This window comes from Pseudanabaena mucicola FACHB-723, from assembly GCF_014696385.1.
In the GTDB taxonomy this organism is placed as follows: domain Bacteria; phylum Cyanobacteriota; class Cyanobacteriia; order Pseudanabaenales; family Pseudanabaenaceae; genus Pseudanabaena.
Map to the genome: position 1 here is coordinate 21361 of NZ_JACJQB010000010.1, position 18086 is coordinate 39446.

Here is an 18086-nt window from a genome sequence, read left to right on the forward strand (position 1 = left end):
TAATTACAGCAATTATCGAGTATCTAGAGCGATCGCATTGATTGTGTCCATAATTTCCCGAAAACTGGCTAGTCCTGCTTCGATGTTTTCGATGATTTCGTTAGCAAGGATATCAGGATCGGGAAGATTATCGAGATCGGCGAGGCTTTTGTCCTTGAGCCAGAAAATATCGAGGTTGGTTTTGTCTCGCGCCATGATTTCGTCATAGCCAAATTTGCGCCAACGTCCTTCAGGGTTGGTTTCTGACCATGTTTCATGACGATCGTGGCGATTGGTGGGATTGTAGCAATCAATAAAAGGCTGGAGGTCTGATAGTTTGAGGGGATTTTTCTTGAGGGTGTGCTGGACATTGGTGCGGTAGTCATAGATCCAGACTTCCTTTGTCCAAGGTTCTTTGGCGGCGGGTTTGTTGTCAAAAAAGAGAACGTTTGCCTTGACTCCTTGGGCGTAAAAGATACCTGTGGGCAGTCGCAAAATCGTATGTAAATCCGTAGTTTTCATTAACTCTTTGCGAACGGTTTCGCCTGCGCCGCCTTCAAAGAGAACGTTATCGGGAAGGACAACAGCGGCTTCACCGTTGATTTTGAGGAGGGTACGGATATGTTGCAGGAAGTTGAGTTGCTTGTTGGAAGTGGTTGCCCAAAAGTCTTGACGGTTATAGCTGAGGTCTTGTTTTTCCTGTTCTCCTGTTTCGTTGGTGATGGTCATACTGCTTTTTTTGCCAAAGGGAGGATTGGCTAAAACGTAGTCCACGCGAATACCGCTATCGGCAATCAGGGCATCGTTGGGAGAGATAAAGCTCTCGCCATCGATTTCGCCGATGTTATGTAGAAACATATTCATGAGGCTGAGGCGGCGGGTGCTAGCGACGATTTCGTTACCTGAGAAGGTGCGATTTTTGAGAAAGGCTTTCTGCTCGCGGTCTAGGGAATGATTGGCGGTGATGTAGTCGTAGGCAGCGAGAAAAAATCCCCCTGTGCCACAGGCGGGATCATGGATGGTTTTGTTGGGTTGTGGATGGATACAGGCGACCATCGCTTTGATTAAGGCTCTGGGGGTGAAGTATTGCCCTGCGCCGCTTTTGGTGTCTTCAGCATTTTTCTCTAGTAGTCCTTCATAAATGTTACCTTTGACATCGGTTCCCACCATTGTCCATTGCTCTTTAGCGATCATGTCGATGATTTTGAGCAATTTTGATGGGTCTTGGATTTTGTTTTGGGATTTGGTGAAGATCTGCCCTAATGTGCCTTTTTCTGTAGCAAGCGATCGCAACATTTGGCTGTAATAGGATTCAAGCTCTGCGCCGCGTTTGTTATTGGTGAGGGTTGCCCAGTTACATAGCTCACCGTCAGGAATTTCGTTATTGTCTGCGTCTTTGATGCGTGGAAATTTAATCTTTTTGCTGTAGGGTGGTTTGGACATTTCATCTGCCATTTTTAGGAATAGCAGGTATGTGATTTGTTCGAGGTAGTCGCCATAGCTCACGCCGTCATCGCGGAGGATGTTGGCGAAGTTCCAGACTTTGGAGATTAGGTTTGATTCGTTACTCATGTTTACGGATTATTTTTACTAGCTATTACTTGACTTGGTTTCCACCGTCCCCGATCAGTTCTATCTAAATCTTTGTCAAAACTGACAATTACAGCTTTCTCAATCTCAGCAGCAACGTATTGATATGCGTCATCGAAATCCAGATTGAAGTTGTCTATGACTTTCACTAATTTTTCCATTTGGTTAGGAGGGACACTAACTATTAGGACTTCTCCATCTATGAGGACATCTTGGACAAACTGAACAAAAACATCTCTTTGTTGTAAGCGATCGCAAATAACCCCTATGGAGTGCAAACTGAAATCTGTTATACATATTTCTGCTAGATCCAGCATATTTAGCATTTTTGCAACGGTTTTAGCTTGTCGTTGTCCTAATAGTTCTTCTAGCCAGATATTTGTATCCAAAAGAAACATTAGCTAGATCTCCAATCGTTGGCTAGATGCTGTAAGTCAACGGATGTATAGGTTTTTGCTTTGAGTTTGCCTGCCCAGTCTTGGCGCAGTTTTCGCTTGGGGCGTTCTTGGGACTTATTTAAAAGTGATTCTACAAATGCTTTTACCTCGATTTTGAGGTTGGGCGGCAATTCTTGAATCATTTCTTCTAATGGTTTTGTGGCGTTATTCATAATTGAATCTTGGTTTTACTATCTTTTTTAACTTTTCTAATAGTTTAACAGTAGATTTTCGGACAAGCTATTGGCAAAAGTGAGCTAGCTACTTTTATTGTTGTATTTCGTAAAAAACTATGCCAACGCGATTGATATGGTCGATGAGGTCTTGATTATCGATGTCGCTGAAAATGGAAATGTCGAAGGTATAGGGCAGAAATAAATCGTCGATTTCATCTTCTATTTTGGCGAGATCAGTATATGTGATTTCACCTATTACGGTCAGGTCGATATCTGAACCCTTGCGATAGTTTCCCTTTGCGCGTGAGCCGTAAAGTATAACTTTGTGTATTTGGGGATATTTGGCAAATACAGCAATAATCTTGTCAATGGTTGATTCTTTGAGTCCAAATCGTAATATTTCTGGTTCAGTTGTATTCATGGCTGAGGTTCTCCATGCGATCGCAAAATTCTACAAATAGGGCAAAGTAGCGACTGGTGATATTGGTGGCGATCGCTTTGGCTGTGGATTCATTATAGGTATGGCTGGTGCGGTTACGATCTTGGATCATTTCCATCCAAGTTTCGCCATCTTCGATTAAGCCGACTTTAAAAGCGTTTCTAACGGCATCTTTAGAGCCTGTAATATTTTGAGTTCCTTGGTCTTGCAAGTAGTCTTTTAATAGGTTCCATGCTAGCTCATGGGTATATTCAAAGGCTTGGATTAAACCCATCTCTTCGAGTTCGTTTAGTTCGCCTTTGTCAATAAATTTGGTGAGTTGAGATAGGGCTTTTTTATAGTTAGTAAATCTCTGTTGCCAGCGAATATCTTGATTCATTATTTCTATATTTTATTTTTGAGATTTTGCAATAAATTTAGCAATTCTGGAATATCTTCGGTAATAATGCTCCAAACAATATCATTATCAATTCCTAGATAGCCATGAATAATACGGTTACGGGTAGTAATAATTTGTCGCCAAGAAATTTCTGTATTTTCTGCTCTTATTTCTGGTGGAATATGAGTAGCGGCTTCGCCAATTAGTTCGATGTTTCTTAATGTGGCATCGTAATCTAGTTCGTTTTCTATAAAGGATGTTTGATCGTGATTTTGAGTATAGCGAATTACTTTTTCGCTAAATCGGATCATGTCATCTATATAAAAATTCCATGCGCGTTCGGGTATGTCAGACATAAATAGTTTCTTTTTCGATATATGGTTTTAGTTCTGCTCGAAGTGCTTTTTCGGTGACGAGATCGACTGGGTGTTGTAATAGATCTTCTAAATAAAATAAAACACCGAAGTAACGTTTTGAGTTGGCGGGGGTGTCAAAGGCTATGAGGATGTCTATATCGCTGTGGGGTTGGGCGGTATCTCTGGCAGTTGAGCCAAAAAGGGCAATTTTGGTTACGCCAAATTGGTCTTTTAGTAGTGATTTACTATTAGATAAAAGTTCGAGGACTTGTTGTTTTTTCATGGTTGATTACATTTGCTTTTTTAAATTTTTAACTCTTTCTAATAGTTTAGCAGCAGGTTCCCAGTCGGGCTGTTGGCGACAGTTTTGGAGTTCGTCTTGGCTGAGGAGTTTACCTTCAAATGCTTTTTTGAGGATGCTTTGTCGCAATGCTTGGGCTTTTTCTAGGCTTTGATCGATGCTTTCGTTAAGTTTGTCGCAAACTGATAGACGGGTTTCAATTTCTTGGACAATTTGGTCTTGTTCAATTAAATTTGGAAAAGCTATAGGTACTTGTCTGATTGTTTCCATCGATAGTGATGGTTGTGCTACAGCTTTAACTGATGTCATTAACAAGTTATTTCCTATTGGAGATCTCAAAAAGAATTCAATAAATTTTGTGTTTACAGAAAAATACGGTCTGACCATACTTATATTCGGACCAAGAAAGAATTTTGAATTTTGCGGGACAAGTGCAACATTACCTGTCCCTGCACCAACAAATACGACTAAAAGTTCATCACCTTTAATTTGAGAACGTTTTAAATGCTTGACAGTTTCTGACTTTATTTTAGAAAAATTAGTATAGTTAAACCCTTTTTTGGATGCGTTTTCAGCTTTTATAACTGCTAAATCTCCACTCTCATCATATTTGACATATTTCGTATATTCAAATCCTGCTAATTTTGTTACAAAAGCTATGCAACCTAGTTGCGTCCAAGTCCAAAATTTAGGTAATGTCCACATTCTATCCAATTGTTCTGAGCTAGCTTTAGTAGGCTCTTCTGGCTTTCTTGGCTTGGTAGGTTTAATTTCTTTTTTTTCATTTGCTTCCCATTCTAAAATAGCCTTGTTCCATTCTTTAATCTCGGTTTCATAATAGTTTGTTCTTTCTTTTTTGATTTGTGCTAGAAGTTCGTCAACAGCTAATAATTTTTTTTGCTGATGTCTCCACTCTTTTGTTAGTTCGCCTTCAAATGCTTGTTTTAGGATGGCTTGGCGATAGATTTCTAGTTTGGATTTGGCGGTTTTGAGGTTGGCTATGCCGTTGTCTAGTTCGCTGAATAGTTGCTCGATTTTGGCTGCGATTGCCCTTTGCTCAGGCAGTGGCGCAAGAGGTAATGGAAGCTTTTTAAGTATTGTTTGACTTATATTTGGTTGAGCGCCTCCAGTACCTTGCTCAATCAATTTTTGTCTTTTATGCAATAGATAATTAAACAAAAACTTAGTTTCAAATAATTCATTTTTGTAAATACCACATATTGCCTGATTTGTAGTTGCAGGAACACCTAAAATAGCAAGTTTCCCAATAGTTGCACCATAAAGAGCAATTAATAAAGTTCCTTCTGGGAAAATTTTTGCACTTGATTTTTGTACTGCTTCATCAGAAATATGTTCTTCAGTATCTAAGATGATGTTGTAGTTTAATTCACCTGATTTAACCCAAGGAATCGTCCCCTTGTAATATTCTGATTTACTTCTGCTTGGTGTTCCTCCTGAAGTAGTAAAACAAACATCCCCCAATTCAACCTCAATCCAATCTTCTCTCATCATCACTAATCTAACCTATCGCCCAAAAATCCCGACAAATGCCTAAAGATTATAGATGAAATTAAACAAAAATCCCTAGAGGCATAGCATTACCACCACCATCTCCAAAAATCACCGATCCGCCCCAATTGGTAATGCTTTGCCCAAAAGCTCCAACATTCACCCCAAACCCCAACCCGCAGTAATAGGCGATCGGCAAAATCATCTCATCAGACAAATAACATATACTCAAAAATAATCCCTACGCTGAATGAGTCATGACAACCCTAACCGTCACCCTCCCCGAAGCACTAACCCAATATTTGCAAGAACAAATCGCATCAGGACATTACAACAACACCGACGATTATATTCAAACTCTCATCCAACAAGACCAAGCTCGCAAAACATACCTTGAACCTCTAATCCTCGAAGGCATCGCTTCAGGTGACGCAACCCCAATGAAAGAAAACGATTGGGACACCATCCGTCAAGCTGTCCGTAAAAACTATAGCGATCGCTTAGCAGAAAGTGATTTTACATAACGCTTTCTAGAAAATCTGACACATCTTGCAAAACTCTCGCTATGTCTGGCTTTTCGCAAGCAATCACGCGATCACTTAAATGTTTATGATGTGGGAAACTATCTAAATCAGGAAAATGTGGCGTACTGTCATAGCGAAAAATCAAGTTATTTTGCTCATCTTGAAAATGATATCGGTAATCAATCGCTATAACTCGGTCATCCATCACTATCAAAGCCTCACTAACAGATAGCAAATATTTAAAATAAAAACGCACTCTCAGTTTTAAATTAGCTCGTTCTTCAGTCAATATAGCCGCATTGTAATTCTCGACATAAGCATTCTGAAAAGCTTCTAAAAGACAATCAATCTCCTCAAAATAATCCCTTAAAATCCTACGCGACATTTTTCATCTTGCCTGCGATCGCCTGACGTAAATCCAAAAAATGCTTGTAATTCCCTGCCCACTCTACAAAATCCTCATCATCAGACGTTTTACCCTGTTGATATCTAGCAAAGAAATCTTCAGAATCCATCTGATATTTCATCTCGCACTCTTTCAATTGCTTTACAACCGCCACAAAAGCATCTAGCAAAGAAGTATATTCCACGACTTGTTTACGCATACTATCCTCCTGCAATGATCAATTTCATTTCCATCATATAGACATCATCTAACAAAATTACGCTGCCAAAGCCTCATTTAACTCCTCGATAATCTCATCCATGCGATCGCCAAAAAGCTGATACATCTTCATTCGACCACCCTCGCGATCAAAGGGCGTAAAGTCCAGATCATCCAACTCCACATGAAAACTCGTCACCACATGATCCTTCAACATCCGTAACCAGCGCATCTGTTCCTCCGTAAACTTCAACGCCCCCGCCTGCTTCCCAAATACCCAAGTCTGGAAGTTTTTGTCCACCGTCTTGTCATAAGCTGTCAAGCCCTGATCCAAACCCGTCACCCGCCTGATCAAAGACACCAGCGCCACCAACTCATTTTTAGGACTATCAACGCGCAAACCTTCCAACTGTGCGTAAGCCTCCCACACATACACAGGCGCAAGCATCGGCTTATCTAATTTCAGACGTTCTAAAACCTCCTTAATCATCTTAAAAGTCAACTCCCGCCGTTGATAGGGCTGACCATAAAACAAACTCAAAGCCGTAATTTCATCCTTATTTGCCGCAATATAATCCGCAAAATCCTGAATCATCGCTTTAGCCTTATCAATGGAAAAAGCGTCAAACTCGGACTTCAAAACCCGATCCTGATTGATCGTGTCGATAATCTGCTCATGCACCTTTCGCAAATTATCAAGATAGCTATTCAACTCGCCATTAAAATTTGCTGAGGCAAGATCAGCTAACTCAGACTGAGCTTGCTTTTGGGCAGATTCTTCTAATGCAGGATTGCGATCGCCTACCGCTATCTCATTGACCAAAGCCGTAGCTTTTTCTGCGATCGCATCAGGATTGTAAGCATTCAATAAATCCTTAACCACCGCACTGATATTTTTACCGCCCGATAATTCTGCAAACTTCACCTGTTCAGGTTCCGTTAACTGTTTATCCAAACGCAGCAACCGATTTGCCAAAGTCAAAAATAAATCCTCATCCTGCGCTCCGATCGCCACAGCATTTAATAAATCCTTTAGAGGCACGCTCGGCTTACGCTCCAAAGGTCGGCTATCGGTTTTCTTGGACTTAATCGCGCCGACAGCATCGACAATCACAAAATGCGTTTTTGTGTACTTCGCCGTGCGCGTCACCCTTTGCAAATCATCAAAAGCGATCGTCCTTGTCCCGCGACCCTTCATCTGCTCAAAATAGTTCACACTTTTCACATCACGCATAAACAGCAACACTTCCAACGGTTTCACATCCGTTCCTGTGGCGATCATATCTACCGTTACCGCAATGCGTGGATTCCATGAATTACGGAATCGATTTAATACTGATTTTGGGTCTTCGGCGTTATACGTCACCTTTTTACAGAACTCATTGCCCTCACCAAATTCCTCGCGCACGATCGCAATAATATCCTCAGCATGGCTATCCGTCTTCGCAAAAATAAGCGTTTTCGGGACTTCATACTCACCAAGCTCATCAATGCGATCGGGGAAAATATCGGCTTTTAAGGCGCGTTTAAATTCCTGAATAATCAACCGAATTTGATTAGGATTGACCACATCCTTATCAAGCTTACTTGGCTTATATTCGTAATCTTCATCGAGTCGATCCCAACGCTTTTTCCGAGACAGCTTCTCGCGCTTATCGATGTACTGCTCCGCCTTCAGCTTTGCGCCATTTTTCGTAATTTCCGTCTCAATCGTATAGACGTTATACGGCACATTCACTCCATCCGCGATCGACTCCTCATAGGTGTATTCGCTGACCACATTTTGATTGAAAAAGCCAAAAGTCCGCTTGTCGGGCGTAGCCGTCAACCCAATCAAAAATGCATCGTAGTATTCCAAAACCTGCTGCCAAACGTTATAAATGGAGCGATGACATTCATCGATAATGATGAAATCGAACTGCTCGATGAAGTTCTTAATGGAATAACTTACGGGCAGAGGTTCTTTTTTCTGCCAACTCGATTCATTCGGATTCGTCTCTTCGGCAGATTCTTCCAATTCCTTCCCTTGCAAAATCGAATAGAGTCGCTGAATTGTGGAAATACAAACCTGACTATCAGAGGCAATATAGCTAGAACTCAAACGCTGCACATTATAAAGCTCCGTAAACTTGCGATTGTCATCGGTCGGCTGATATTTCAAAAACTCCTGTTCCGCCTGTTCTCCCAAATTCTTAGTATCGACTAAAAACAAAACCCGCTTGGCTCTGGCAAACTTCAACAACCGATACACAAAAGTACAAGCCGTAAAGGTTTTCCCCGCACCCGTTGCCATTTGGATCAAAGCTCTGGGGCGATTGGCTTTAAAGGATGCTTCCAGATTAGCGATCGCCTTAATCTGAGCAGGGCGTAAACCTGCTGGATCTAATTCAGGGATTTTATTTAATCGCGATCGCAAAGTTTCAGGTTGCGAAATCCATTCCGCTAAGGTTTCGGGACGATGAAAATGAAAAACTGGACGAGATCGGGGCTTCGGATCGCGATAATCGGTAAATCTGGTTAAAGCGCCCGTACTTTCATAAACGAAGGGCAGAGGATCGTTTTTTAAATACTTCAGTTTGCTGACTGCGTAATACTTCGACTGTTCCTCATGGGCGGTGAGTTGTTCCCCTGCTTCTTCGCGCTTAGCCTCAATAATGCCCACGGGTTTCTTGTCCACAAACAACGCATAATCCGCAATTCCCGCATCAGTCTGATATTCCCTAATCGCCACCCCTTTATTTGCCGCTAAATTCACCTTGTTTTTTGACTGCACCACCCACCCAGCCAAAATCAACATACTATCGATTTTATCTCTCGCGATTTGTTCAGGATTTTGGTTTGACATTATATTTTTAGCCAAATAACATCTAAATTATATCTCTAGAGGGCTTGATAAGTAGCTGAGCGCAAATGAATCACCGCGCAGCACGCGGACGTTGTGATTCATTACCGAAATGCTAATTTATAAGCAGTGTATTCATCGTCAGGAGCCTCCATTCTATGACAGGTCAACTGCTCACCCACAAATTCACAACGCAGCAATATCACCTGATGCATGAAGCTGGTGTTTTTGACCAAGGCGATCGCTTCGAGTTAATCAATGGAGAAATTACAGAAATGTCACCAATTGGCAGAAAACATGCAGCATGTGTCATTCGTGTAACTAAGCTATTGCAAAAAAAACTAGGCGATCTTGTTTTAATTTCAGTTCAAAATTCAATTTTTTTAAATGATGTTTCAGAGCCTCAGCCTGATTTTTCTGTTCTAAAGCCTCGTGATGATTACTATGCAGAAGGATTGCCAACACCTAATGATATTCTGCTGATTATTGAGGTTGCAGATAGCACGATCGCTTACGATCGCGAAGTCAAGATGCCACTGTATGCGGCGGCGGGGATTCCTGAAATGTGGTTGTTTGATCTAAATGAGCAGGTGATTTTTGGATACTCACAGCCTGCGGCAAGGGGATACAAGCAAATGCAGCGTTATGAACAAGATGATCAATTTTTTATGCTTGCCTTTCCTGATATCAGTTTTTCATGGCAAGAAATGTTTTAAAACCAATAAAATCAGAGGTGATGCTTTGCATCACCTCTGATTTTATTGGTTTTAAATATGATGATTCGATATTTGCCCCTTGTGGTGGGGACAGTGGGCGGTTTGGCACTATTGGCTAATCGGATGGTAACGGCAAATCTCACCACTAGTCAGTCACGGGCTGATGCCTTGGGGGTTTTATTAAGTGCGGTTTTGATTTTGATTGGGTTGTTATGGCAGCAAGTGCAACCAAAACCGCCCGAATCCGTAACTTTACTAGGTGAAGAAGGCTTTGAACTTGATGAAAATTTACCAGAGGCAGTTAAGACGGAATTAGCTTGGGCATCGCATATTTTGCTCACCAATACGGTGACTAAAGTCGTAGCCGTTTATTACGATCGCAAAACCATTTTGCGGCGCGGCATTTTAGGCAAAAGTGAGCAAGTAAATATAGGGACGATTGCTGAGCGGGTAATGAAAACCCAAAAGCCAGTGTATTTGGTCAAATTAGAGCTTTATCCGGGACGAGTGGAGTTTGACTACTTGCCCGAAAATACTCAAGGCGTAATTGTGCAACCTCTGGGCGCAAAAGGAGTCATGGTTTTAGGAGCCAATATTCCGCGTAGCTATACTAAACAAGATGAAAATTGGGTAACTGCGATCGCAGACAAACTCACCTATAATCTCGAAAATCTTGGTGTAAGCCTTGAGAATATCGCCCCAAAAGCTAATTAAGCACTAATTCCCAAAACCTATGCTAAACCGTATTTTTTTAAGTGTTTTCCCAACTGTGACCCTATCGGCATTGCTATCTGCGATCGCAGTTCTGCCCCTGTCCCATTTAGCAGCAATCGCCCAAATTCCTCAAGAAAGTAATGAGGCGACACAGGTAACGAAGCGTAGTATCGCCGCCATATCTCCCGAAAAACGTGCCTTGATCAAAGAGCTATTGGAAATTACGGAATCAACTAAAAATGCTCAGCAAGTCATGGAAGCAATGATGCGGTCAGAGTTGCCGAAATTAGTATCAACGCTTTTGCAAAATAATCCTGCCCTCGATAGTGATCGTCCTGAAGTGCAGCAGCAATTTAGCAATATCGTGTCTAGAATGGCCAGCAAATATCGCGATCGCGTCATTAAAAAGATTAATGTCGATCAACTAATCGAGCAGGTTTCTTATCCTATCTATGATCAATATTTTACAGAATCAGAACTGCGTGACATCATTGGCTTTTACAAGTCATCCACAGGCAAAAAAGCAATTAGTGTTTTGCCTCAAATTGTCGGTGACTCGATGAGTCGTACCAACGAAATTTTATTGCCACAGTTATCGGGCATCATGACGGAAATCATCACCGAAGAGATTATCAATGCCGTTAAAAAATGAGCAATATTTATTACTCAAGAAAGCTTGATCTGTAAGCCTTTTTGAAGGCAGACAATACTTAAACAAAGACTGCAAGCCTAGCCTACCTTGATCGCCTTGATCGATTTTGAAGAATTTCAATTTGCACTTATACTGTAATGCTGAAAGTGCTTTGTCGCTTCCGACAAGCTTCTCATCAAACTTTTAATCTCATACTCAACCAATACGCAGACAAATACGCATGGCACTTTTAGATCGGCAAGGTCGTTTATTTGGCAAATTTAGCATCTTGGACATCGGCGCGATCGCCACGATCTTGATTGTCCTGCTGGGCTTACTCATCGTCCCGGGCAATAGCGGCAGTTCGATCGCTCAAATGCTCGCTGCCGAAAACAAAACCGTGCAAGTGATTATGAATGTGCGCGGATTAAGTGCGATCGATCCGCAAGAATTAGTCAAAGTTGGCGATAAGGTCAATATCATCATTCGCAATCAACCCCGTGGTGAAGTAAAAATTGCCAAGGTGGACATCGCCGTTCCCAAAATCGTGGCTGCCAAAGCAGATGGCACTGCTGTTTATTTTGATGACCCCCGTGCGGCGGCGACTTCCCAAACCGATCTCGCGATCACCCTCGAAGCAACTGCTCAAATCACCAATGACGGTGCGGTATTTGCAGGTGAAAAGGTCAAGGTCGGTACATCAATCGATATTGAAGGCCCCAAATATATCATTCGTGGTAGTGCTATGGCGGTGAGGTACTAACTATGCAACCCCCATTTCCTCAAGGTTTTATACTTAAAGGTCGCTATGCTGTTCGAGCTACTATCGGGCAGGGAGGTATGGGGCGCACATACTTAGCTCAAGACTTAGAGCGCTTTAACGAAACCTGTGTCCTCAAAGAATTTATTCCGCCTCAAGACTCCCAAGAAGTAACCGAAAAATCGAAGGAGCTGTTTCGTCGCGAAGCATCGGTACTTTATCAAATTAGGCATCCTCAAGTGCCAGAATTTCGTGCCACCTTTGAGTCTGAAGGGCGATTGCTCTTGGTACAAGACTATGTAGAAGGGCAAAATTATCGCAATTTACTACTAGAGCGCTTAAAAACTGGACAAACTTTTTCGGAGAATGAAATTTTCGTGCTGATGCAGCAACTTCTGCCAGTGCTGAGTTACTTACATAGCCACAACATTATTCACCGCGATATCTCTCCTGAAAACCTAATGTTGCGATCGCAAGATCACTTGCCCGTACTCATTGACTTTGGGGTGGTGCAAGAAACTAATGCCAAACTCAGTAGCCAAATGGGTATTCCCGCCTCAACGGTTGCGGGCAAAGCTGGCTATGCCCCACCTGAGCAGCTCCAGTCTGGCAATGCCTATGCCAATAGTGACCTTTATGCGCTAGCCGTTACCTCGATTGTGCTGCTAACTGGTCGTGAGCCTTCCGAACTATTCGATAGCATTAATCTCGCGTGGAATTGGCAACAATTTGCCAATGTCAATCCTGCCTTTGCACGAGTCATCAACCAAATGTTGAGCTATAAGCCCACCAATCGCTATCGTTCTGCCGATGAGGTGATGCAAGCTTTACAAGTTGCTCAAGCTTCTTTTTCGGGAGCAAAAACCTATGCTGTGGGCAGACCAGTACCATCCAATGTTGCCGCGACTTTACCCCAGCGCACCGTTGTTGCGGGTGCTAGCAATCGCAATCCTGCTCCTTACAACAATGGCAATGCCAACAGGGCTAGTCAGTCCAATAAAGCCAATAATGATGGGGGCATCAACTGGTTTTTGGGCATTTTTCTGATTTTGCTGGCTGGATTTGCTTCTTGGGCAATTACCTCTTTATTCTTTAGCCGCACTCAGGTTACTCAAAGCCCCACTGCATCGCCGACAGAATCGGTAGATGCCACAAATCCAGTTAACACCAATACTTCTATTAATCTCAGACCCACGATTAACGGGCTTGGCGGTGAGCTGAGTGGTCGTATCTCCGCAGGGCAAGTTATTAACGTTCGCTTTAATGCCGAAAGGAATGAATTACTAACCGTGGATTTGTCAGGCACAGGATTACAAATGACAATCCAAACCGATGACGAAATTCCTTTGGACAGTAAAGCGATCGATAACCTGAGTGGCTATTGGCAAGGCACTCTCAAAAAAAGTGGCGTTTATTACATCAAAATCCAAACCAATAGTAACGTTGAGAGCAGTTACAAACTTGATGTGCAACTAAAAGCCGCTTCCAGACCAGAGCCATTGCCCACCAAAACACCAACTCCCACGCCGACTCCTACGCCAACGGCTACGACTTCCCCCACGCCTGAGCCAACGGTAACACCAACGGAACAGCCAACAGAAGAACCATCAACAATCCCTACTCCTGAACCAACGAGAGTTCCTGATCCTTCACCATTGCCAGTTCCCATTGAACCTGCTCCTGAGCCAGTTAGACCAAAACCAAGTCCTGATAATCTCTCTTTCTAAGGTTCCCAAGTATCTCAACCGTCATCTTGATTTCACTGTCCACGATCCAACGGGGCAGGATGTCTTGCAAGAGCTAAAAGTTGATGCTTGGGAAGCAGTACCCGCAGAAGCACTCCAATCCCTTTTTGCGATCGCAGGCTAGGAATGCAAGCAATGTAGAATGTATTGAGTTTTCTGTAGAAATTAAGTTGATTCCATGCAAATCGTAGATATCAAGTTCCAAAAGCTCCATGTTGATGCCCAAATTCCTAGTTATGCCCATACGGGTGATGCAGGAGCAGATGTTTTTACAGTTGACGAAATAACGCTCCAGCCACAGCAACGCGCCGCCATTCCTACAGGACTGGCTGTTGACATTCCTCTAGGCTATGAAATTCAAGTTCGTCCTAAAAGTGGCTTGGCTCTTAAGCATGGGGTGACGGTTCTCAATGCCCCTGGAACAGTTGATGCTGGCTATCGTGGCGAGATTCAGGTGATTATGGTCAATTTGGGGACAGAAGCCTATACTTTTGCTAAAGGACAAAAGATTGCTCAGTTAGTTTTAAAGCCCGTCATTCGAGCAAACTATATCGAAGGGGAACTAGGCAACAGCGATCGCGGTACAGGTGGATTTGGTAGTACAGGCTTAGTTTAGCCAAAGTATTAGTCAAATTTTAGTCAAAAAAACTGCCGACTCCTACGCCATTTTGTGCAAGTTATGATAACGTATTGGCACTTTCGTGCTGTTCCCCATAGCCTGTTAATCCTCGGTCAGCCTGCGATCGCAATATGTACATTAAAAACGTAGAACTTACCAGATTTAAGTCCTTTGGCTCGACCACCTCGATCCCCCTTTTGCAAGGATTCACCGTTGTTTCAGGGCCTAACGGCTCTGGCAAATCCAACATCCTTGACGCGCTACTGTTTGCGCTAGGACTAGCAGGCTCTAAGGGGATGCGTGCCGATCGACTGCCCGATCTGGTCAACCAAGCCCATAGTAAGAAAGGGCGAATGGTAGAGGCGAGTGTGATTGTCACCTTTGCTTTGGAAGCAGCAGAAATCACTGCACTACAGGCTGAAGGCGTAGAAATCCCTACCGCCGAGGGGCAGGTCGTTGGCGAATGGACAGTGATGCGAAAGCTGCGGGTGACCAGTCAAGGTACTTATACTTCTACCTATTACATCAACGGCACACCCTGTAATTTAAGTGAATTGCATGAGCAGCTCGCCAAATTTCGGATCTATCCCGAAGGCTATAACGTGGTGTTGCAGGGGGATGTCACGGGCATCATCTCGATGAACTCTCGCGAACGACGAGAAATCATTGATGAATTGGCGGGTGTGGGTGAGTTCGATCGCAAAATTACAACGGCAAAAAATAAATTAGATGATGTAAAAGCCCAAGAAGAAAGATTTCGGATTGTGGAGCAGGAATTAATTGCCAACAAAGAGAAACTTAAGGGCGATCGCGTTAAGGCGGAAAAATATAAAGCCCTGCGTTTAGAATATGAACAAATGGAAGCATCGGAAGTGGTGCTGCAACAACGAGACATCCTATATCAACAATCGGTTCGCAATGTTGAGTTACTGAATAATCAAGACCAGTGCCAGAACCTAGAAAAAGCCTTAACTGAGATCGCGCAAGTGATTGATGCAGGCACAGTTCAGCTTAATGAATTAAGCGATCGCGTGCATACCCTTGGCGAAGAAGAATATCTATCAGTTTCTAGTAATTTATCAGGACAACAGGCCGAGCTGCGCGGCTTACAGCGTCAACAACAATCGTTAACCAGTGCCTATCAAAACAACCAAAACCATATTGTCAGCACGCAAGAAGAGATTGATCATCTTTTAAAAGAAGCTGCATCCTTAGAGTCACAAAAAAGCCTTAAAGAAGAAGCGGTAGTCGTTACTGAAAAATCGCGGGATCAACAGTTGGCAATTGTCTCCCAATACCGTAAAGAAGTCCAAGCAATTGCCTCCGCCTCCTCGGATTGGGTGCGCCAACAAACCCAAATCAGGCAAGATGTTGATAGCCTTCAGAGTGAACTCGATCCGCAAAAGCAAGAGCAAACCAGACTTAGAGAAGTTCTCAATCAGCGATCGCTGCAATTAGATTCTCAAGAGCGGGAGCTACAGGAAATTCTTGCAGGAGAGGGTCGCTATGCCGTAGATATGCTGTCCAATCAGTCCCTAGAAGATGCTTTGCGTCTGCAAGAAGCAGAAGTGAGTGGCGCGGAATCTTTGGTGCAGACCCTTGCCAAAAATTTGGCTGAAGCACAGTTAGAAGTGCAACTGCAAAATGAAACCATTGAACGGATTACACAAGAGCAGCGCGTCAAAACCCGTCAACTTGATAAGTTAGAAGCGCAAGTTCAAGCTAGTCGTGAAGTCCAAGGCACTAGAGCCTCGCAGGTTGTCATCGAATCAAACCTATCGGGTGTGTATGGACTAGTCGCGCAATTGGGACTAGTCGAACCTCGCTATCAATTAGCACTAGAAATTTGTGCAGGTGGACGATTAGGGAACTTGGTTGTAGAAGATGATCAAGTTGCCGCCGAAGCGATCGCCTTACTCAAAAAAGAAAGAGCTGGACGAGCGACTTTCCTGCCTTTAAATAAATTACAGTCCGCCCGATTCCCATCTCGTAAAGAAGCTCAAAAACTCGGTGCGATTGACTATGCCTTTAATCTGGTCACCTATGAAGATCGCTACCAAGATGTATTTTCCTTTGTGTTTGGTAATACGCTGGTATTCGAACATCTCGACCAAGCGCGATTTCACATCGGTAAATATCGCATGGTCACCCTTGAAGGTGAAATTCTCGAAACATCAGGGGCAATGACGGGTGGCAGCTCGCCCAATCACACGAGTTTACATTTTGGCACTTCTACACCCACTGAGTCAGCAGAGACAAAGCAACTGCGTGATCGCCTCATGGAAATCGATCAAATGCTTGCCAGACTCAATCAAAGGTTAAGGGGCGCATTAACAGGGATTGCTAAATACGAAGAGCAACTACAAGTTGCCCGAACTACGCATCGTGAATCGCAGCTAAAACGCGATCGCATTTATGAGCAAATTGAACGCAATAGTCGCGATCGCAATCGTCTCCAAGCTCAAATCCAACAAACCCGTTCTGCGATCGAAATTGGGCAAGCCCAGCTGAGTACCCTCGATGGGAATATTGCCGAAATTGAAGCAAAATTATTGGTAAAGCGTGCCGAACTAGCCGAACTCGAAAAGTCGGGAACCCATAGTCGTTGGTTACAGGCTCAGGATGCCTTACAGGGTCAAGAAGCCCTTCTAAATACTGCGGAGATTGAACTAAGAACGGCTAAACAACAACTAGGAGAATTAGAAAATCAGCATAAATTAGCTCTCGAAAAAATGGCACAGCGACAAACTCGCTTACAGGAGTTACGCAGTACCCAATCGGAATTAATTAACAGTACCTCGCAAGTCCAGAATCAAATTAAGCAAACTGAGCAAGCGATTGTCTCCTATCAGTCTCGACTGGATGTGCTGGAGCAAACCATTGGTGCAGCCAAGCAAGAACGGGACTCCGTAGAGCGTTCACTCCGCGCTCAGCAACAACAACAGCATCAGCAACAATGGCAGTTGCAAAAAAATCGGGAACGGCAACTTGAATTAGAACAACAACTTGCCCAGTTTGCTGAACAACTAGAACAACTGGAGCTACCTGATCCATTGCCTGAAGTCCCCGAAACCATGACCCTTGAGCAGTTGCAACTAGAGCAACGTCGTTTGCTCAAGCGGATTCAGTCGATGGAGCCTGTCAATATGATGGCAATCACCGAATACGAGGCAACTGCCGAGCGGCTTGATGAATTGAGCAACCGCCTAGAAACCCTCAATCAAGAACGCACGGAACTTTTAATTAGGATTGAGAATTTCACGACATTACGGCAACGCGCTTTTATGCAAGCCTTCGATGCGGTAAATGAACATTTCAAAGAAATCTTTGCCGAATTGTCGGATGGTGATGGCTATTTGCAGTTAGAAAATCCTAACGCGCCGCTCAGTGGTGGCTTGACCCTAGTGGCTCACCCCAAAGGCAAGCCTGTGCAGCACCTCGCATCCATGTCTGGGGGCGAGAAATCCCTCACTGCCCTTAGTTTTATTTTTGCGCTCCAACGCTATCGTCCATCACCTTTCTATGCCTTTGATGAAGTCGATATGTTTCTCGATGGGGCAAATGTGGAACGCCTCTCAAAAATGGTACGTAAGCAAGCCAATCTCGCACAATTTATCGTAGTCAGCCTGCGCCGCCCCATGATCGAAGCATCAGAGCGCACGATCGGTGTAACTCAAGCACGCGGCGAGCATACGCAAGTGTTGGGATTAGAATTGCGATCGGTTTAAAACAAAAAAAGCTGGCTTAGCCAACTTTTTTGTTTTT

The 18086-nt window shown here is 43.4% G+C and carries 21 protein-coding genes; 9 read left to right on the plus strand and 12 right to left on the minus strand.

Going from position 1 to position 18086, the window contains the following annotated elements; genetic code table 11:
• Positions 1-12: 12 nt before the first annotated feature.
• The 9 genes from H6F41_RS07260 to H6F41_RS07300 all read right to left on the minus strand — a co-directional run bounded on the left by H6F41_RS07260 (position 13) and on the right by H6F41_RS07300 (position 5383).
• Positions 13-1551: a type I restriction-modification system subunit M gene (locus H6F41_RS07260; RefSeq protein WP_190402808.1), complete on the minus strand. Its 1539-nt coding sequence runs from the start codon at positions 1549-1551 to the stop codon at positions 13-15.
• 2 nt (positions 1552-1553) lie between these two features.
• Complete coding sequence (locus tag H6F41_RS07265) at positions 1554-1967, minus strand: PIN domain-containing protein (RefSeq protein WP_190402809.1); 414 nt, start codon at positions 1965-1967, stop codon at positions 1554-1556.
• On the minus strand, positions 1967-2179 hold the full coding sequence (locus H6F41_RS07270; protein ID WP_190402810.1) for a DUF2281 domain-containing protein: 213 nt from the start codon (positions 2177-2179) through the stop codon (positions 1967-1969). Before H6F41_RS07270 ends, H6F41_RS07265 begins: the two co-directional genes overlap by 1 nt.
• A 94-nt stretch (positions 2180-2273) precedes the next feature.
• Positions 2274-2603 (minus strand): nucleotidyltransferase domain-containing protein, encoded by a 330-nt coding sequence (locus H6F41_RS07275; RefSeq protein ID WP_190402811.1) that lies wholly within the window; start codon positions 2601-2603, stop codon positions 2274-2276.
• Positions 2590-3000 (minus strand): nucleotidyltransferase substrate binding protein, encoded by a 411-nt coding sequence (locus H6F41_RS07280; protein WP_190402812.1) that lies wholly within the window; start codon positions 2998-3000, stop codon positions 2590-2592. The genes H6F41_RS07275 and H6F41_RS07280 overlap by 14 nt, the downstream gene beginning before the upstream one ends.
• Positions 3001-3005: 5 nt before the next feature.
• The gene (locus H6F41_RS07285) at positions 3006-3356 is read right to left on the minus strand and encodes a HepT-like ribonuclease domain-containing protein (RefSeq protein ID WP_190402813.1); all 351 of its coding nucleotides are present in this window, start codon (positions 3354-3356) and stop codon (positions 3006-3008) included.
• Positions 3349-3639: a nucleotidyltransferase family protein gene (locus H6F41_RS07290; RefSeq protein WP_190402814.1), complete on the minus strand. Its 291-nt coding sequence runs from the start codon at positions 3637-3639 to the stop codon at positions 3349-3351. The genes H6F41_RS07285 and H6F41_RS07290 overlap by 8 nt, the downstream gene beginning before the upstream one ends.
• Before the next feature lie 6 nt (positions 3640-3645).
• Entirely contained in the window at positions 3646-5169 is a 1524-nt protein-coding gene (locus H6F41_RS07295; protein WP_190402815.1) for a restriction endonuclease subunit S, read from the minus strand.
• A gap of 58 nt (positions 5170-5227) precedes the next feature.
• Complete coding sequence (locus H6F41_RS07300; protein WP_190402816.1) at positions 5228-5383, minus strand: hypothetical protein; 156 nt, start codon at positions 5381-5383, stop codon at positions 5228-5230.
• 40 nt (positions 5384-5423) lie between these two features.
• Here H6F41_RS07300 and H6F41_RS07305 point away from each other — a divergent pair, with 40 nt between their 5' ends.
• Entirely contained in the window at positions 5424-5690 is a 267-nt protein-coding gene (locus tag H6F41_RS07305; protein ID WP_190402817.1) for a type II toxin-antitoxin system ParD family antitoxin, read from the plus strand.
• Here the strand turns inward: H6F41_RS07305 and tumE are convergent.
• The 3 genes from tumE to H6F41_RS07320 are packed head-to-tail and all read right to left on the minus strand — an operon-like array spanning position 5683 to position 9139.
• On the minus strand, positions 5683-6075 hold the full coding sequence (gene tumE / locus H6F41_RS07310) for a toxin TumE (protein ID WP_190402818.1): 393 nt from the start codon (positions 6073-6075) through the stop codon (positions 5683-5685). The genes H6F41_RS07305 and tumE overlap by 8 nt on opposite strands.
• The gene (gene tumA, locus H6F41_RS07315; protein ID WP_190402819.1) at positions 6065-6295 is read right to left on the minus strand and encodes an antitoxin TumA; all 231 of its coding nucleotides are present in this window, start codon (positions 6293-6295) and stop codon (positions 6065-6067) included. Before tumA ends, tumE begins: the two co-directional genes overlap by 11 nt.
• Before the next feature lie 57 nt (positions 6296-6352).
• The gene (locus H6F41_RS07320) at positions 6353-9139 is read right to left on the minus strand and encodes a type I restriction endonuclease subunit R (RefSeq protein ID WP_190402820.1); all 2787 of its coding nucleotides are present in this window, start codon (positions 9137-9139) and stop codon (positions 6353-6355) included.
• A 155-nt stretch (positions 9140-9294) separates the two neighbouring features.
• On the opposite strand from H6F41_RS07320, the gene H6F41_RS07325 reads away from it, so the two are divergent.
• The 8 genes from H6F41_RS07325 (at position 9295) to smc (ending at position 18049) form a co-directional block, all read left to right on the plus strand.
• Positions 9295-9852: a Uma2 family endonuclease gene (locus tag H6F41_RS07325; protein ID WP_190402821.1), complete on the plus strand. Its 558-nt coding sequence runs from the start codon at positions 9295-9297 to the stop codon at positions 9850-9852.
• A gap of 60 nt (positions 9853-9912) precedes the next feature.
• On the plus strand, positions 9913-10566 hold the full coding sequence (locus H6F41_RS07330; protein ID WP_190402892.1) for a cofactor assembly of complex C subunit B: 654 nt from the start codon (positions 9913-9915) through the stop codon (positions 10564-10566).
• A gap of 19 nt (positions 10567-10585) precedes the next feature.
• Positions 10586-11218: a DUF2059 domain-containing protein gene (locus H6F41_RS07335; RefSeq protein ID WP_190402822.1), complete on the plus strand. Its 633-nt coding sequence runs from the start codon at positions 10586-10588 to the stop codon at positions 11216-11218.
• 220 nt (positions 11219-11438) lie between these two features.
• Positions 11439-11960, plus strand: coding sequence for a DUF4330 domain-containing protein (locus H6F41_RS07340; RefSeq protein ID WP_190402823.1), 522 nt, complete (start codon positions 11439-11441; stop codon positions 11958-11960).
• Positions 11961-11962: 2 nt separating this feature from the next.
• Positions 11963-13684 (plus strand): protein kinase domain-containing protein, encoded by a 1722-nt coding sequence (locus tag H6F41_RS07345; RefSeq protein WP_190402824.1) that lies wholly within the window; start codon positions 11963-11965, stop codon positions 13682-13684.
• Positions 13626-13826, plus strand: a complete 201-nt coding sequence (locus tag H6F41_RS07350) for a hypothetical protein (protein ID WP_190402825.1) — start codon at positions 13626-13628, stop codon at positions 13824-13826. Before H6F41_RS07345 ends, H6F41_RS07350 begins: the two co-directional genes overlap by 59 nt.
• Before the next feature lie 54 nt (positions 13827-13880).
• Positions 13881-14318: a dUTP diphosphatase gene (dut, locus tag H6F41_RS07355; protein WP_190402826.1), complete on the plus strand. Its 438-nt coding sequence runs from the start codon at positions 13881-13883 to the stop codon at positions 14316-14318.
• A 134-nt stretch (positions 14319-14452) separates the two neighbouring features.
• Entirely contained in the window at positions 14453-18049 is a 3597-nt protein-coding gene (gene smc, locus H6F41_RS07360) for a chromosome segregation protein SMC (protein ID WP_190402827.1), read from the plus strand.
• Positions 18050-18086 lie beyond the last annotated feature (37 nt).